Genomic DNA, 17,993 nt, shown 5'->3' with positions numbered 1-17,993 from the left:
TCCGTCACTTGATTTGTATTTGAGGCGGATTTTCACAACTTGTAAATAGTAGAAGAAGAGGAAGAATAAAGGTTCTTATGATAAAGAAAAGAACCAAAAGGAGGTTACACCTTGTTACGAGATTTATTTACAAAAAACACAAAAACTCCAAAAAAACGAAAATATGCTACGATTCCTTCTGAGCATATGAGACAAGATGTACCTGAAGGAATTATGACCAAGTGTAAAAAGTGTAAAAAAATAATGTATACGAAAGAGTTAAATAAAAACTTAAAAGTATGCTTAAACTGTGGATATCATCATCAAATGACAGCACCAGAGCGTATCGAAAGCTTAATCGACAGCGGAACGTTTGTTGAATACGACAAAGATATGACGTCAGAAAATCCTCTTGGGTTCCCTGATTATCTTGAAAAGCTCGAAAAAGATCGTGAGAAAACTAATTTAAGTGAAGCGATTGTTACGGGTGAAGGAGATATTGAAGGCATTAAAGTAGTAGTTGCTGTTATGGATTCACACTTCCGTATGGGAAGCATGGGTTCTGTAGTCGGCGAGAAAATTACTCGCGCCATTGAAAAAGCGAAGGAAATGCATGTTCCATTCCTTATTTTTACAGCTTCAGGCGGTGCACGTATGCAAGAAGGTGTTCTGAGCTTGATGCAAATGGCTAAAACTAGCGCAGCTCTTAAAATGTTCAGTGATGAAGGCGGCTTAATCATTTCGATTATGACACATCCTACTACAGGGGGCGTGTCAGCAAGCTTTGCTTCGTTAGGTGATTATAATTTAGCCGAGCCGGGCGCGTTAATTGGCTTTGCTGGAAGACGTATTATTGAACAAACAATTAGAGAAGAGCTTCCAGAAGATTTTCAGACGTCGGAATTTCTGTTGAAGCATGGTCAGCTAGACGGAGTTATTGACCGTCATGATTTAAAAGAAACGTTAACAACTATTTTAGATATACACGTAGCAGGAGGTGACATCGAGTGGTAAGCGAATTAGAATTTGAACGTCCAATTGTCGAGTTGCGAAACAAGATTGCAGAGCTTAAAGAGTTTGCTAAAAACACAGAAGTGGATTTATCTAGCGAAATTGATAAGTTAGAAAATCGCTTAGAAAAAGTAGAAAACGATATTTACAATCATCTAAGCCCATGGAACCGTGTTCAAATTGCTCGTCATCCTGAGCGTCCTACAACACTCGATTATATTTCGCGCTTGTTTACAAACTTTTTAGAGTGTCATGGAGATCGCTTTTATGGAGATGATGAAGCAATCGTAGGAGGAATTGCCAAGTTTAATGGCGTGCCTGTTACCGTGATTGGACATCAGAGAGGTAAAGATACGAAAGAAAATATTCGCCGTAATTTTGGTATGCCTCACCCTGAAGGCTACCGTAAAGCACTGCGTCTAATGAAGCAAGCGGAGAAATTTAACCGCCCAATTATTTGCTTTATTGATACAAAAGGAGCTTATCCAGGAAAAGCGGCAGAAGAGCGCGGACAAAGCGAAGCTATTGCGAAAAACCTTTTCGAAATGGCTGGCTTAACTGTACCTGTTATTTGCATTGTAATTGGAGAAGGAGGAAGCGGGGGAGCCTTGGCATTAGGTTTAGGAAATCACCTTCATATGCTTGAGAACTCCACGTATTCAGTTATTTCTCCAGAAGGAGCGGCAGCCATTCTTTGGAAAGATTCTTCTCTTGCGAAAAAAGCTGCTGAAACGATGAAGATTACAGCACCAGATTTGAAAGAACTGGGTATTGTAGATGAAATGGTTTCAGAGGTAAAAGGTGGAGCTCACCGAGATATCGATGCACAAGCTGGATACATGGAGGGCATTATCAAGAAATCATTAAAAGAGCTGATGAATTTATCAAAAGAAGAGCTAGTGGAAGAGCGTTATTTAAAATACAAAAAAATCGGACAATTTGCAGCTGAAAACGATGCCATTACTATAAAATAAAGAAACGTGCACTCTTGAAAAATAAGGGTGCGCGTTTTTGTGCGGTTTGTATAGCCCTTCTCTATTGTGTTTACAAGTTCTTCGTGGTATTTTATAGACAGCAAAAACCTTTAAGTAAAAGTAGAAAAAGAGTGTTTTTTAAAAATTTCCTATGGTTATTAGCAGCTGTGCGAGCGTTTGTCTTTTCTCCAAAACGTGAGATATATAAGACATATCAGGCAGCAAGTATTGCTGTATGAATTGCAGGGAATAGTAAAACAAGAAGCAAACGATGAAGAAATTCATCGTTAAAGTGCTGTGTATTTGTTTGCTATTTGATTCAGCGCTACGTAGGTATTTCATAAGTTACACGTAAAGCAAGGTGAACAAGTCAGGGCAACAAAGTATTTGTTCACAGCCTGCTAGTACAAGGTTAGTAAAAGAAATAGCTATTTGCCCTATCTAAAGAGTAAATAGTAAATATATAGGAGGAAATTTGAATGCGTAAAACTAAAATTGTATGTACTATTGGACCAGCGAGTGAAAGTGTAGAAAAATTAGTTGAACTAATTAACTCAGGCTTAAACGTTTGTCGTCTAAACTTCTCTCACGGTGACTTTGAAGAGCACGGTGCACGTATTGTTAACATTCGTGAAGCTGCGAAACAAACAGGTAAAACAGTAGGTATCTTACTTGATACAAAAGGACCTGAAATTCGTACAAACACAATGGAAAATGGTGCAATTGAGTTACAAGAAGGCTCTGAAATCATTGTTTCTATGACAGAAGTAGTGGGAACAACTGAAAAATTCTCAATTACATATCCAGGTCTAATTGAAGACGTACACGTAGGATCAAAAATCCTTTTAGATGACGGTTTAATCGGTCTTGAAGTACTAGAAATCAATAAAACTGACGGTGAAATCAAAACAAAAGTACTTAACCCAGGTACATTAAAAAATAAAAAAGGTGTAAACGTGCCAAACGTAAGTGTAAACCTTCCTGGTATCACTGAAAAAGATGCTAACGATATTGTATTTGGTATCGAACAAGGCATTGATTTTATCGCTGCTTCTTTTGTGCGTCGCGCATCTGATGTATTAGAAATTCGTGAACTACTAGAAAAACACAATGCAGCTCACATTCAAATCATCTCAAAAATTGAAAACCAAGAAGGCGTAGATAACATCAAGGAAATTCTTGAAGTTTCAGACGGTTTAATGGTTGCTCGTGGTGACTTAGGAGTAGAAATTCCTGCTGAAGAAGTACCATTAGTACAAAAAGATTTAATCAAACAATGTAATGCGCTTGGCAAACCAGTTATTACAGCTACACAAATGCTTGATTCAATGCAACGCAACCCGCGTCCAACTCGTGCGGAAGCAAGTGACGTTGCCAATGCTATCTTTGATGGTACAGATGCAATTATGTTATCTGGTGAAACAGCTGCAGGTTCTTACCCAGTTGAAGCTGTACAAACAATGCATTCAATCGCTTCTCGTGCTGAGCAAGCTCTAAACTACTCTGAGATTTTACAACAGCGCAGCAAGCAAGTTGGCCCATCTATTACAGATGCAATTGGACAATCTGTTGTACACACAGCGCTTAACTTAAACGCTAGTGCAATCGTAGCGCCAACAGAAAGTGGTTATACAGCGAAAATTGTTTCTAAATATCGTCCGCAATCTCCAATCGTAGCTGTTGCAGCAAACGATTCTGTTGCACGTCGTCTGTCTCTAGTATGGGGTGTTACACCAGTTGTTGGTGAGCGCGTAAATACAATTGACGATATGTTAGATCACGCTGTAAATGACGCAGTAAAAACAGGCGTTGTAGCACACGGCGACTTAGTGGTTATTACAGCTGGTGTTCCAGTTGGAGAATCAGGTGCAACGAACTTAATGAAAGTTCAAGTTGTAGGTGACGTTCTTGCTAAAGGACAAGGAATTGGTCGTAAAGCAGCAGTTGGTAAAGTAGTTATTGCTAAAACTGCTGAAGAAGCAAATGCAAAAATGACTGAAGGTGCTATCCTTGTTACAAACAGCACAGATCGCGATATGATCAGTGCAATTGAAAAAGCAGGGGCTCTTATTACAGAAGAAGGCGGTCTAACAAGCCATGCAGCTGTAGTAGGGTTAAACTTAAGCATTCCTGTCATTGTAGGCGTAGAAAACGCAACAAGCGTATTCTCAGAAGATCAAGATATTACAGTTGATGCTTCACGCGGTGTTGTATACAACGGACACGCAAGCGTACTGTAAGAACACGTAGATGATAGAAAAAAGAGAAGGGGAATCCTTCTCTTTTTGTTTAGGCAATTCAATAAGCGAAGAGGTGATGATGGTGAGGAAGCTCCTTCCGCTCCTTCTTATTGTACCTGCTGTTGAGGTAATGATTTTGATTTATTCAAGTCATCTCATTGGTGTAATGTCAACATTTTTACTGATTATTGCTACCAGTTTTATTGGTGCGTTTCTAGCGAAAAAACAAGGAACATCTCTTTTTCAAAAAGCACAGCGTCAGATGAGCCAGGGACATGTTCCGAGCGGTGAAATCCTTGATGGTATGTGTGTACTATTTGGCGGACTGTTTCTGCTGTTTCCAGGCTTCTTGACAGATGTTGTAGGCTTTATCTTTTTACTGCCGTTTACACGCAGAATCGTTAAGCCTTTCCTTTTAACGTGGCTAAGAAGATTTTTTCAAGGACGTAATCGAATGACGATTATTCGTTAACTAGAAAGTGTGTGAAAGAAGCTTCTTTCACACACTTTTTCATTTTCCTATAATAAACTGCCACGTTTCTTTAAAAACCCCCGTTGTATGAAGAGTTTTTAGAATAACAAGAATAACAGGGCCAACTATTAATCCGAAAAATCCAATCAGTTGATATCCTACAAATAAAGCAATTAATGTAGCGAGAGGATCAAGACCAATGCTTGATGACAAAATTTTTGGTTCCATAATTTGTCGCTGCACAAGTACTACAGCATATAGTACCGAGAGCCCTACAGCAAATGACATGTTATCTGTTGCAAAGGCATAAATCATCCAAGGAACAAAAACCAGTCCTGTTCCGAGGTAAGGAAGAATATCTACTAAGCCAATTAATAAAGCGACCGTAATAGCATAATCAACCCTAAGAACAAGTAAACCAAAAAGAACGATGATTGTGGTAATCGAAATAAGCGTAAGCTGAGCTTTAATAAAACCAAACAGTGCATTTTTAAGCTCCACAACAACTGTCTGTCCATTTTCTCTTACTTTTTTAGGAATAAACACGCTGCTTTTAGCCATCAGCTTGTACCAATCTTTACTAATAAAAAAAGTAGCCAGCAATGAAAAAATAATCACAGTCGCTGCATTAGGCAATACGGATAAAAGTACTGGGATGCTTTGCAATACATTTTGCAAAAAATCGCCCACGGTTTGAGCGATATGGTTGCCTACCCCTTTAATGTTCGATAAAATAGTTGCTTGCTGACCGGTATTTAAGTTATTAAACATAGAAGTAATGCGTTCATAAAACGGAAGTATTTGTTCTGTAGCAATATTTTCAATAAATATGACCACTTCTTTGAAATTTGTGGGAACAACTTTCGCTAAATACGTACTTCCTGCAATGATTTCTGTGATAAGTAACGTAATAAGTCCGGCCAAAAGAGAGAAGATAAGAACCATTGACAGTAAAACAGCTAAGTAGCGGGGTAAGCGCAGCTTCAATTCAAATAGATTAACCATAGGGTTTATAAAAAAAGCGATGCAGCAGGCGATAATAAATGGATATATGAGAGAAGAGACATAATAACTAAGAAATATAGATGCTGCAATAATTGCCAACACACAAGCTAAGCGAAATAGTCGGTGTAAATGAAGCTTGTACACAATAAATAGAGGCCTCCTTGTAAACGATAGTTAACAAAAGAAAAAGCTACTCATAAAATATTTACGTAATACGCTTTAGATTTATCACAATAAAAAAAGAAAGGATGAGTAAAATGTTCTCACAACCCATGCTTTTTTTAGCTGTTTTACTCGTAATTGGATTAGTGGCTAAAAATCAATCATTAATCATTGCAGTTGCATTTTTACTTATTTTAAAATTAATCGGGTTAGACGGTAAGGTTTTTCCGTTTCTACAATCAAAAGGAATTAATATTGGAGTAACGGTTATTACAATTGCCGTTCTTGTGCCGATTGCAACAGGAGACATAGGATTCAAACAATTAGGAGAGGCTGTGAAATCTTCTTATGCCTGGATTGCTCTAGGAGCGGGAATTGCTGTAGCAATTATTGCCAAATATGGACTTACACTCTTGGAAGATGATCCGCATATTACGACTGCTTTAGTTTTTGGCACAATTCTTGCTGTGGCGCTGTTTCAAGGGGTGGCAGTAGGTCCGTTAATCGGTGCTGGAATTGCTTATTTATTTATGAAATTAACCGAACTTTTTTCGTAGAAATTTTTGTATAATAATAATTTTTTTAAAATTTCTTCTCTCTTTTGATTCACAAAAGTCAGATAATTGTTTATAATATATTTTGAGGCCGCATCTTTTTACATACAATTGTATGTTTTACCTATAGGGCTGTAACAAAGCAATGACACATGCAGATGTTTTGATTTTGTGTGTTATTGAAACAAATGGAAATGTAAGCATTTTCTTTACGTGGGGTAAAGGAATGTTCTTCCAAGATATATATTCAAAAGAGGCGCTTCGTATATCATTTAATGTCTAGTTGAGCAGAGGCTCAATTTTGTTTTTCACGTTTTACACAGAAAGGTATGGGGAATTTTTTCTGTAAAGGAGTGGAGATTTATGACAGCAACTCGAGGTCTAGAAGGGGTAGTCGCTACAACGTCAGCAGTAAGTTCAATTATTGATGACACTTTAACATATCAAGGCTACAATATTGATGATTTAGCGAATTATGCAACATTTGAAGAAGTGGTGTATTTACTATGGCACGGAAAATTACCTAACAAAGAAGAATTATCTGTGTTTTCTAGATTACTAGCAGAAAACGCTAAATTACCCCAAGAAGTCTTAGATCATTTCAAAACTTATCCAATTAAAGATGTTCATCCAATGGCAGCTTTAAGAACAGTCGTATCACTATTGGGGTTGTATGATCCTGAAGCTGATTTAATGGATGAAGAAGCAAATTATCGCAAAGCTGTTCGTTTGCAAGCACAATTACCAACGGTGGTAACGGCTTTTTCAAGAGTCCGTAACGGATTAGAGCCAATTGAACCAAACGAAAACTATAGCATTGCCGCTAACTTTTTATATATGTTAACCGGCGAAGAGCCAACTGATATCCAAGTAGAGGCATTTGATAAAGCACTTGTCTTACACGCTGACCATGAGCTAAATGCTTCAACTTTTACAGCTCGTGTCTGTGTGGCAACGTTATCCGATATTTATTCAGGAATTACAGCCGCTATTGGAGCGTTAAAGGGTCCTCTTCACGGGGGAGCGAATGAAGCTGTTATGAAAATGTTGTCTGACATTCAAACAGTTGAAAACGCAGAACCTTACATTCGCGAAAAGCTCGCGAAAAAAGAAAAGATTATGGGATTTGGACATCGTGTGTATCAACAGGGTGATCCTCGTGCCAAGCACTTGAAAGAAATGTCTGAAAAACTTACCAAACAAGCAGGAGATACAACGCTATACGATATGTCAGTAAAAATTGAAGAGATCGTAACAGGCGAGAAAAAGCTTCCGCCAAACGTTGACTTCTATTCAGCTTCTGTATACCACAGCTTAGGGATTGATCACGATCTATTTACTCCGATCTTTGCCGTAAGCCGCGTATCAGGATGGATTGCTCACATTTTAGAGCAGTATTCAAACAATCGTTTGATTCGTCCAAGAGCTGATTATATCGGTCCTGGAAAACAAACGTACATTCCGCTTGAAGAGCGCAGCTAAACAATGTGACGAAGGTGCTCACGTTCGTTGAGCACTTTTCCATAAGTGAAAGTAGACAAATTTTTTAAGGAGGTCATTCTCATGACAAAAGGTGAACAAATTTCTGTAGCAAACGGCGTATTAAACGTACCAAATAACCCAATTATTCCATTTATCGAAGGTGACGGAATTGGTCCGGATATCTGGGCAGCAGCTTCTCGCGTATTAGAAGCAGCGGTTGCAAAAGCATACAATGGTGAAAAAGAAATCGTTTGGAAAGAAGTATTAGCAGGTGAAAAAGCATTTAATCAAACTGGCGAATGGTTACCGGAAGAAACGTTAGATGCAATTCGCGAATACATAATTGCAATCAAAGGACCATTAACAACACCAGTAGGCGGTGGAATTCGTTCTCTAAACGTGGCATTGCGTCAAGAATTAGACTTATTCACATGCTTACGTCCTGTTCGCTACTTTGACGGCGTACCTTCTCCAATTAAGCGCCCTGAAGATACAGATATGGTTATCTTCCGTGAAAATACTGAAGATATTTATGCTGGTATTGAATATGCGAAGGGTTCTGAAGAAGTACAAAAGCTTGTTTCATTCCTACAAACGGAATTAGGCGTAAATAAAATTCGTTTCCCTGAAACTTCTGGATTAGGTATTAAGCCTATTTCTTCTGAAGGAACAGAGCGTCTTGTGCGTGCAGCAATCAACTATGCAATTGAACAAGGACGCAAGTCTGTTACGCTTGTACACAAAGGTAACATTATGAAATATACAGAAGGCGCATTTAAAAATTGGGGCTATGAGCTAGCTGAAAAAGAATTCGGCGATAAAGTATTTACTTGGGCTCAATATGACCGCATCGTTGAAAAAGAAGGTGCACAGGCTGCAAACAAAGCTCAAGCAGAAGCAGAAGCAGCAGGAAAAATTATTGTAAAAGATTCAATTGCTGATATCTTCTTACAACAAATTTTAACTCGTCCACGTGAATTCGATGTAGTAGCAACAATGAATTTAAATGGAGATTACATTTCAGATGCATTAGCAGCGCAAGTTGGTGGTATCGGAATTGCTCCAGGAGCAAACATCAACTATGAAACTGGACATGCTATCTTTGAAGCAACTCACGGTACAGCACCTAAATATGCTGGTTTAGATAAAGTAAATCCATCTTCTGTATTATTATCAGGTGTGTTAATGCTTGAACACCTTGGCTGGAATGAAGCAGCGGATTTAATCATGAAATCAATGGAAAAAACAATTGCTTCAAAAGTAGTAACATATGATTTCGCACGTTTAATGGACGGCGCAACAGAAGTGAAGTGTTCAGAGTTCGCTGATGAATTAATTAGCAATCTAGGAAAACAAGTAACAGTTTAATAGCTATTCATTTAGGGGAGGAATTATAATGGCAAATATGCGTAAAAAAGTATCTGTTATCGGAGCGGGCTTTACAGGAGCTACAACTGCTTTTTTAATTGGTCAAAAAGAGTTAGCTGATGTTGTATTAGTTGATATTCCGCAATTAGAAAATCCAGCTAAAGGTAAAGCGCTGGATATGTTAGAAGCAAGTCCTGTACAAGGATTTGACGCTAACATTACAGGAACAGCCAACTACGAAGACACAGCTGATTCTGACATTGTCATTATTACAGCTGGTATCGCGCGTAAGCCAGGTATGAGTCGCGATGATTTAGTAACAACGAACCAAAAGATCATGAAGTCTGTTACTCAAGAAGTTGTTAAATACTCACCAAACTGTCATATTATCGTGTTAACAAACCCGGTAGATGCTATGACGTACACAGTATTTAAAGAATCTGGTTTTCCTAAAAACCGCGTAATCGGTCAATCAGGTGTATTAGATTCTGCACGTTTCCGTACGTTCGTAGCGCAGGAGTTAAACATTTCGGTAAAAGATATCACAGGTTTTGTACTTGGTGGACATGGCGATGATATGGTACCTCTTGTACGCTACTCGTATGCTGGCGGTATTCCTCTTGAAACGCTTATTCCAAAAGCGCGCCTTGAAGCAATTGTTGAACGAACACGCAAAGGCGGCGGCGAGATCGTTAACTTATTAGGCAACGGAAGTGCGTACTATGCTCCTGCTGCTTCTTTAGTGGAAATGACAGAAGCGATCTTAAAAGATCAGCGTCGTATTTTACCAGCGATTGCTTACCTAGAGGGTGAATATGGTTATAACGGCATCTACTTAGGTGTTCCAACCGTATTAGGAGCTGCAGGAATTGAGCAAGTAATTGAATTAGAACTGACTGATTCTGAAAAAGCTTCTTTAGATCAATCAGCAAAATCAGTTAAAACTGTCATGGGTGTATTAGCTTAATACAATAAAATAGGTTTGAGTATAGGTTTTTATCAATATTCAAACAATATTCACAAGGAAAATTCGGGGGAAACCTCGAATTTTTCTTGTATATAAAGAAAAGCTATTACTATATACAAAAGGTGGAATGATGATGGTATTAGGTAAAAAACAAAAAATAGGTCGAAGTATTGAAGATATAAAAGTTGGAGAAAAATTAACGCTAACTGAACGAATTGAAGATAAAGATATCTTATTGTACTTAGGGCTGACAAATGATTCTAACCCTTTATACATTCAGCATGATTACGCATCTCAGACACCTTTTAAGAAACCTATTGTGCCAAGTATTATGATTACTGGTATTATGACAGCAGCCATTTCGAAGTATTTGCCCGGACCTGGAAGCCACGTTGCAGAACATACGGTAGCCTTCCCCAAAAAGATTCATCACTATAGCACGATTGAATTTTTATTTGAAGTGACAGAGGTAGATGTTTCTTCTAGAACTGTTACGATTGAGGTGGAAGCGGTCAATGAGCAAAAAGAGAAAGTAGTAACGGCGCAGTTTCTTGTGTATCCGCCGTTTAGACTTCCATCAGTGGAGACACACGACTTTGAAAATTTTTAAAATGCCGTAAATATTTATAAGTATAGAAGAAACTCTTTGACCCTATTTTCTGAAAATGTTGAAATGTATTGGAGAACGAGGCTAAAACATTGTATGATAAGAGAAGATAAATAGAAAATAATATCATTTGGATGAAGCTGCGGTTTAATTTAACTAGATGGAGGCTTATATCGTTAATATGAGTAAGAAATTATTAGTCGTAGATGATGAACAATCAATTTCAACATTATTACAATATAATTTACAACAAGCTGGCTTTACAGTAGAAACAGCTGAAGACGGGGAAGAAGGATACAACAAGGCACTAGAAGGAAAACCGGATTTAATTGTGTTAGACTTGATGCTTCCTAAGATGGATGGAATCGAAGTTTGTAAAAAGCTTCGTCAGCAAAAAGTGATGACGCCTATTTTAATGTTAACTGCAAAAGACGATGAGTTCGACAAAGTATTAGGGTTAGAGCTTGGCGCAGATGACTACATGACGAAACCATTTAGTCCTCGAGAAGTAGTAGCGCGTGTAAAAGCCATTTTACGCAGAACACAAATTATTGCTCAGGAAAATGAACAAGAGGAAGATGGCGAACGCATCATGATCGGTGATTTAAAAATTCTTCCAGATCATTATGAGGCCTACTTTAATCAAGAGCAGCTTGAGCTTACTCCAAAAGAATTTGAGTTATTATTATATTTGGCAAAATACAAAGGACGGGTATTAACTCGTGATCAGCTGCTAAGTGCAGTGTGGAATTATGATTTTGCTGGAGATACGCGAATTGTAGATGTGCACATCAGCCATTTGCGTGAGAAAATTGAACATAATACGCGAAAACCTGTTTATATAAAAACGATTAGAGGATTAGGATATAAACTGGAGGAACCAAAGGTAGATGAATAAATTTCGTTCAAGGCTACTTTTGGCTCTATTAGTACTTATTATTATTGTATTAGTAGGTCTTGGCCTGCTGCTGGGACAGTTGTTTAAAAACTTTTATTTTCAGACGTTTCAAGAGCGAATGGAAAAAGAGGCAAAGCTTGTAGAAATGTACATTAGCGAAGAAGGTATCACAAGTCCTGCTTTAAAATCTAAAGTTGATCAAATCAGCCATTCGTTAAGTGTACGAACGACTATCGTTCAAAAAGACGGAAAAATATTAGTTGACTCAAATCCAGGTAGCAAGCAGCAAAGAATCGAAAAAAGTATCGTAATCCAACAAGTATTAAAAAAGCAGTTAAACAGTAAAAAAAGCTTTGATCAAATTAAAGAAGATTACGACTTATATTACTATGGTATCCCGCTTATTATAGAAGGTAAGCAAGAGGGATTTGTTGTGCTGAGTACATCGTTTGATTCATTAAAACAAGTAAATCAGCAAATTTGGGGCCTTCTTATTGGAAGCTTAGGTCTAGCTTTGATTGTGATTTTACTCTTAGGTGTAAAGATTATGGGACGCTATACCCGTCCTATTGAATCGGCAACCAAAGTGGCTATGGAACTTGCAAAAGGGAATTATAAAGCTCGTACATATGAAGATTATGTAGATGAAACAGGGATGCTGAGTCAGTCTATTAACGCACTTGCTCGTAATCTGCAAGAGTCTATCACTAATCAAGAAATGCAGCAGGACAGGCTGCGCACGCTAATTGAAAATATGGGAAGCGGTATGCTTCTTATCGATAGTAGAGGCTATATAAACTTAGTAAATCGAGCTTATAAAGAGCAGTTTCATATACATCCGGATGACTTCCTTTATCATTTGTATTACGAGGTATTTGAGCATAAAGAAATCATTAAGCTTGTGGAAAAAATATTTATGACGGAAGTAAAGGTTCGAAAACAAGTGGTTCTGCCTTTAAATATTGAACGAAGATATTTTGATGTTTACGGAGCGCCGATTATTGGCTTAAACGATGAATGGAAAGGGATTGTGCTTGTTTTCCATGATATTACTGAGCTGAAAAAGCTAGAACAAGTTCGCCGTGACTTTGTAGCGAATGTGTCTCATGAACTAAAAACTCCTATTACGTCTATAAAAGGGTTTAGTGAGACATTGTTAGACGGTGCCATGGAAGATCCACAGCTGCGCCAGCAGTTTCTATCTATCATTTTAACGGAAAGTCAGCGCATGGAGAGCTTGATTCAAGATCTTTTAGATTTGTCTAAAGTTGAACAGCAAGGGTTTAAACTAAGTATTCATTCAGTAGATCTGAATACGCTTCTTTACGAAGTGACGATAGTGCTATCAAACCGAGCGACTGAAAAAGAAATCACGCTAACGTTAGATACGCTTCCTGAAGAAGCGTGGATTGATGGTGACAGTCAGCGCCTTATGCAAGTGTTTGTTAACTTAATCGGCAATGCGCTCATGTATACAATGCCTGGAGGAACTGTTCACGTTTCGCTTGAAGAGGAAGAAGAAACGATTACAGTTCATGTTCAAGATACAGGTATCGGTATTGATTCTGATGAAATTTCACGTATTTTTGAGCGCTTTTACCGAGTAGATAAAGCAAGAAGCCGTAATTCTGGAGGAACAGGTCTTGGATTAGCAATTGTTAAACATCTTGTTGAAGCTCATAAAGGGGAAATTGAAGTGAAAAGTGAAGTCAATAAAGGGACAACTTTTTCGGTCAAGCTGCACAAGTATTTGCCGCAGATGTAAAATGTTTACGTTCCTTTTACAATTTATTTAATGTAGCTTAATAATTAATTGATACAATTTTTCATGGAAACCCCTTCATCCAAGGAGCCAATGTGTAAGGCGAAAATAGCTTTAACCGTGCTATTTTCGCCGATTCTTTTTGACAATTTCTATCCATTCACATGTTACACCGCCTAAAATAACTAGGCGGTGTTTTTATTTTATGATGTACAAATCTTATCACCACATGAAAATAAAACGTTGAATTCAAGAGTACTTTTTGTTCTTAAAGCTTATTGTTTGCTAAAATAAAGGTAAGATAAGAAGAGAGCGAAATGGAGGAACATGAATGACACAAAAACTAGTATTAATTGACGGGAATAGTATTGCCTACCGTGCATTTTTTGCTTTGCCGCTTTTAAACAATGATAAAGGAATACATACAAATGCCATATATGGCTTTACTACAATGCTGACACGTATCTTAGAGGAAGAGAAGCCGACGCATTTACTTGTGGCATTTGACGCAGGGAAAACAACGTTTCGTCACAAAACATTTACAGAATACAAAGGAGGCAGACAAAAGACGCCTCCTGAACTTTCAGAGCAGTTTCCCTTTATTCGTGAGTTATTAGATGCATATGGGATTAAGCGTTATGAACTGCCTGATTATGAAGCAGATGATATTATCGGTACACTTTCAAAACAAGCTGAACAAAAAGGAATGGCCGTAAAAGTCATTTCCGGAGATAAAGATTTACTTCAGCTTGTGTCAGAACATGTAACCGTAGATATTACGAGAAAAGGAATTACGGATGTCGATTCCTATACGCCTGCAGCCATTGATGAAAAGTATGGTATTACGGCTGCACAAATTATTGATATGAAAGGCCTTATGGGGGACAGCTCGGATAATATCCCAGGCGTGCCCGGAGTCGGCGAAAAAACAGCCTTAAAGCTATTAAAAGAGTTCGAAACGGTTGAAAATGTATTGAAATCTATCGATCAAGTCAGCGGTAAAAAATTAAAAGAAAAGCTAGAAGATAATCGTGAATCAGCCATCATGAGTAAAAAGCTTGCAACGATTTATTGCGAAGCGCCTCTTGAAGTATCTGTAGAAGATGCAAAGTATGACGGGTTTGAATCTTCAAAGGTCATCTCATTATTTAAAGAGCTTGGGTTTAATTCTCTGCTTGCTAAATTTGGTGAATCAGCAGAAGAGGAAGCAGATTTTGAAGAACTGACGTTTGAAATAGCGCAGGAAGTTCACGATGATATGTTAACAAGCGAAGCAGCTCTGATCGTAGAAGGGTATGAAGAAAACTATCATCACAATCAGCTGCTCGGTTTTGGAATCAGCAACAAAAATGGCCACTATTTTATTGATAAAGATACAGCTCTTTCATCTTCTAAATTTAAAGCGTGGTTAGAAGATGAACGTGTAAAAAAGACGGTGTTTAATGGAAAACGCACGATTGTATCGTTAAAATGGGCGGGGCATGAAATTAAAGGAATTGAACATGATGTAATGATTGCTTCTTACATCTTGAATCCTGCTGAGGCAAATGATGACCTAGCGACAATTGCAAAATTAAAAGGGTATCATCAAGTGCAATCAGATGAAGCTGTGTATGGAAAAGGAGCTAAGCGAAGCATTGCGGAAGCTGATCAGCTAGCTGAGCATGTTATAAGAAAAGCAGCCGCCGTCGCTTATTTAAAAGAAGTGTTAGAAAAAGAATTGGTTGAAAATGAACAGTTTGAGCTGTTTGAGAAGCTTGAAATGCCTCTTGCCATTGTCCTTGCTGATATGGAATATCAAGGGGTGAAAATTGACCGGGCGCGTTTAGATGAAATGGGCGAAGATCTTCGAGAACAGCTTGAAAAAATTGAAGCGAAAATCTACGAATACGCTGGACAAGAATTTAATATTAATTCGCCAAAGCAGCTAGGAGTTGTTCTTTTTGAAAAAATGCAGCTTCCAGTCATAAAGAAAACAAAAACAGGCTATTCCACATCAGCTGATGTATTAGAGCAATTAGCTAGTACCCATGATATTATCCCAGAGATTTTACAATACCGTCAGCTAGGAAAATTACAGTCTACGTATATTGAAGGATTAAAAAAGGTTATTCATGAAAGCGATGGAAAAGTTCATACCCGCTTTAATCAAACATTAACTCAAACGGGAAGGTTAAGCTCAGTAGATCCTAACTTGCAAAACATCCCGATTCGTCTTGAAGAAGGTAAAAAAATAAGAGGTGCGTTTGTGCCTTCACAGCCCGATTGGTTAATATTTGCGGCGGATTATTCACAAATTGAGCTGCGCGTACTGGCTCATATTGCAGATGATGAAAAGCTAATCGATGCGTTTAAGCATGACTTAGATATCCATACGAAAACAGCGATGGATGTGTTCCACGTCGAAAGAGAAGAAGTAACGTCGAATATGCGCCGTCAGGCTAAAGCAGTTAACTTTGGAATCGTCTATGGCATTAGTGATTACGGTTTATCGCAAAGTTTAGGAATTACAAGAAAAGCAGCGGCTACTTTTATTGAACGCTATTTAAAAAGCTTCCCTGGTGTACAGGAGTATATGGATACGATTGTACGCGATGCAAAAGAAAAGGGATATGTAACAACGCTCTTGCACCGCCGACGTTACTTGCCTGAAATCACGAGCCGAAACTTTAACCTCCGCAGCTTCGCTGAGCGTACGGCGATGAATACGCCTATCCAAGGGACGGCAGCTGATATTATTAAAAAAGCAATGATTGAAATGGATAAGCGCTTAAAAGATGAAAATCTTCAGGCTAAGCTGCTGCTTCAAGTACACGATGAGCTGATTTTTGAAGCCCCAGAAGAAGAAATTAAAATTTTAGAGAAAATCGTACCAGAAGTAATGGAGAACGCTTTAGAGTTAGAAGTTCCGTTGAAAGTAGATTATTCTTACGGAAAGACTTGGTACGAAGCAAAGTAGTGGAAAAAGGATGTGACAAACGTGCCAGAATTACCAGAAGTTGAAACCGTCAGACGTACGTTAATTGAATTAGCCAGTGGAAAGACCATTGAGCGTGTAACAGTTAAATGGCCCAATATTATCAAACGTCCTGAACAAGTTGAACAGTTTTGTGACGCGCTTGTTGGACAAACCATTCGAGATGTTGAACGCAGAGGTAAGTTTTTGAAAATTGTGCTCGATGATTATACCATGGTTTCTCATTTACGTATGGAAGGTAAATATGCTCTCCATGAGAATGCAGAAGAACCAGATAAGCATGTACACGTCTTTTTTCACTTCACCGATGGAACAGAATTGCGATACCGGGATGTAAGGAAGTTTGGTACTATGCACTTATTTAAAAAGGGAGAGGAAGATCTGTTTCCTCCTCTTATTGGCCTTGGACCTGAACCGTTTGACGAAACATTTAATCCAAGTCAATTAAAAATGAGAATCGGCAAAACTTCTCGAAAAATCAAGCCGGTTTTACTCGATCAAAATGTCGTGGTTGGGCTTGGAAATATTTATGTAGATGAAGCACTGTTTCGCGCAGGGATTCATCCTGAACGAGTGGCCAGCCAATTAACAGACGAAGAGTATGAAAAATTGTACAAAGAAATTGTAGCGACTCTTCAAGAAGCTGTGAAACAAGGAGGCAGCACGATTCGCACGTATGTAAATACACAGGGACAAATAGGCATGTTTCAGCAGCAGCTTTATGTGTACGGAAGAAAAGGCGAATCTTGTAAAATGTGCGGTACGCCAATTGAAAAATTTGTTGTAGGCGGTAGAGGAACACATATCTGCCCAAATTGTCAGCCGGCTAAAAAATAACAATGGATGGGCTCCTTTCATATACTACGTATAGACAGAAAGGAAAGGAGTCCTCTCATCATGATAACATTTTCTTTACTTATTCTTGCTTTTGCCGTAAGTCTTGACAGCTTTAGCGTTGGCCTGACGTACGGACTTCGAAAGGTGAAAATCCCGCTGAAATCCATTTTTATTATTTCATGTTGCTCAGCATTTTCTTTAATGTTTTCTATGTTTTTAGGAAAAGTACTTACGCATCTATTTTCAGTGGATGTACTAAATAAAGTAGGCGGAGGTATTCTTGTTCTGCTTGGGATGTGGATTTTATACCAGTTTTTTTGTCCGGCAGATTCATCTCGAGTGAAAGAAGAAAAAACATTAGTGAAAATTGAAATTAAGTCAATTGGCCTAGTCATTAACGTATTGAAAAAGCCAATTGCAGCAGATTTAGATAATTCAGGTTCCATCAATGGAATTGAAGCATTTATACTTGGAATTGCATTATCTCTTGATGCATTTGGAGCAGGGTTTGGAGCGGCTTTATTAGGTTATTCGCCGTATGCTCTAGCAATTGCTGTAGCTCTTATGAGTTCTCTTTTTTTAAGTGCGGGCATACAGTTTGGCAAGGTTTTTTCACGTTTATCATGGATGAAAATGTTCTCGTTTGTACCAGGAGTTCTGCTCATTATTTTAGGTATTTTTAGATTTTAAATAAAGAG

Annotated in this window: 15 protein-coding genes; 14 read left to right on the top strand and 1 reads right to left on the bottom strand. The window is 38.2% G+C overall.

Annotation, left to right across the window (positions count from 1 at the left end):
- Nucleotides 1-111 precede the first annotated feature (111 nt).
- The 4 genes from accD (at nt 112) to ACFX40_RS11470 (ending at nt 4,676) form a co-directional block, all read left to right on the top strand.
- Entirely contained in the window at nt 112-993 is an 882-nt protein-coding gene (gene accD, locus ACFX40_RS11485) for an acetyl-CoA carboxylase, carboxyltransferase subunit beta (RefSeq protein WP_013059451.1), read from the top strand.
- The gene (gene accA, locus ACFX40_RS11480; RefSeq protein WP_013059450.1) at nt 987-1,964 is read left to right on the top strand and encodes an acetyl-CoA carboxylase carboxyl transferase subunit alpha; all 978 of its coding nucleotides are present in this window, start codon (nt 987-989) and stop codon (nt 1,962-1,964) included. The genes accD and accA overlap by 7 nt, the downstream gene beginning before the upstream one ends.
- A gap of 479 nt (nt 1,965-2,443) precedes the next feature.
- A complete protein-coding gene (pyk, locus tag ACFX40_RS11475) occupies nt 2,444-4,204 on the top strand; it encodes a pyruvate kinase (protein ID WP_028410522.1) in 1,761 nt (586 codons plus the stop codon).
- A 79-nt stretch (nt 4,205-4,283) separates the two neighbouring features.
- The gene (locus tag ACFX40_RS11470; RefSeq protein ID WP_025750656.1) at nt 4,284-4,676 is read left to right on the top strand and encodes an FxsA family protein; all 393 of its coding nucleotides are present in this window, start codon (nt 4,284-4,286) and stop codon (nt 4,674-4,676) included.
- Nucleotides 4,677-4,715: 39 nt separating this feature from the next.
- Here the strand turns inward: ACFX40_RS11470 and ytvI are convergent, their stop codons facing one another.
- Nucleotides 4,716-5,825, bottom strand: a complete 1,110-nt coding sequence (gene ytvI / locus ACFX40_RS11465) for a sporulation integral membrane protein YtvI (RefSeq protein WP_060745479.1) — start codon at nt 5,823-5,825, stop codon at nt 4,716-4,718.
- Between the two features lie 113 nt (nt 5,826-5,938).
- On the opposite strand from ytvI, the gene ACFX40_RS11460 reads away from it, so the two are divergent.
- The 10 genes from ACFX40_RS11460 (at nt 5,939) to ytaF (ending at nt 17,985) form a co-directional block, all read left to right on the top strand.
- Nucleotides 5,939-6,400, top strand: a complete 462-nt coding sequence (locus ACFX40_RS11460; protein WP_013059446.1) for a DUF441 domain-containing protein — start codon at nt 5,939-5,941, stop codon at nt 6,398-6,400.
- 360 nt (nt 6,401-6,760) lie between these two features.
- Nucleotides 6,761-7,879 (top strand): citrate synthase, encoded by a 1,119-nt coding sequence (gene citZ / locus ACFX40_RS11455; RefSeq protein WP_016765709.1) that lies wholly within the window; start codon nt 6,761-6,763, stop codon nt 7,877-7,879.
- Nucleotides 7,880-7,954: 75 nt separating this feature from the next.
- Nucleotides 7,955-9,247 carry an NADP-dependent isocitrate dehydrogenase gene (gene icd / locus ACFX40_RS11450; protein ID WP_255255780.1) on the top strand — a complete coding sequence of 431 codons (1,293 nt, stop codon included), beginning with the start codon at nt 7,955-7,957 and terminating at the stop codon, nt 9,245-9,247.
- A gap of 28 nt (nt 9,248-9,275) precedes the next feature.
- On the top strand, nt 9,276-10,214 hold the full coding sequence (gene mdh, locus ACFX40_RS11445; RefSeq protein ID WP_013085194.1) for a malate dehydrogenase: 939 nt from the start codon (nt 9,276-9,278) through the stop codon (nt 10,212-10,214).
- Nucleotides 10,215-10,347: 133 nt separating this feature from the next.
- Nucleotides 10,348-10,824 carry a MaoC family dehydratase gene (locus ACFX40_RS11440; protein ID WP_028410524.1) on the top strand — a complete coding sequence of 159 codons (477 nt, stop codon included), beginning with the start codon at nt 10,348-10,350 and terminating at the stop codon, nt 10,822-10,824.
- A 178-nt stretch (nt 10,825-11,002) separates the two neighbouring features.
- Nucleotides 11,003-11,719, top strand: a complete 717-nt coding sequence (locus ACFX40_RS11435) for a response regulator transcription factor (RefSeq protein ID WP_013085192.1) — start codon at nt 11,003-11,005, stop codon at nt 11,717-11,719.
- Nucleotides 11,712-13,484 carry a two-component system histidine kinase PnpS gene (gene pnpS, locus ACFX40_RS11430; protein WP_098249335.1) on the top strand — a complete coding sequence of 591 codons (1,773 nt, stop codon included), beginning with the start codon at nt 11,712-11,714 and terminating at the stop codon, nt 13,482-13,484. The genes ACFX40_RS11435 and pnpS overlap by 8 nt, the downstream gene beginning before the upstream one ends.
- A gap of 328 nt (nt 13,485-13,812) precedes the next feature.
- Nucleotides 13,813-16,440, top strand: a complete 2,628-nt coding sequence (gene polA, locus ACFX40_RS11425; protein ID WP_116372542.1) for a DNA polymerase I — start codon at nt 13,813-13,815, stop codon at nt 16,438-16,440.
- 21 nt (nt 16,441-16,461) lie between these two features.
- Nucleotides 16,462-17,295, top strand: coding sequence for a DNA-formamidopyrimidine glycosylase (mutM, locus tag ACFX40_RS11420; RefSeq protein ID WP_013085189.1), 834 nt, complete (start codon nt 16,462-16,464; stop codon nt 17,293-17,295).
- Between the two features lie 60 nt (nt 17,296-17,355).
- A complete protein-coding gene (gene ytaF / locus ACFX40_RS11415) occupies nt 17,356-17,985 on the top strand; it encodes a sporulation membrane protein YtaF (RefSeq protein WP_028410526.1) in 630 nt (209 codons plus the stop codon).
- Nucleotides 17,986-17,993: the final 8 nt, after the last annotated feature.

The organism is Priestia sp. YIM B13552 (assembly GCF_042787775.1).
In the GTDB taxonomy this organism is placed as follows: domain Bacteria; phylum Bacillota; class Bacilli; order Bacillales; family Bacillaceae_H; genus Priestia; species Priestia megaterium_E.
This window is presented reverse-complemented; position numbering and strand designations above follow the sequence as displayed.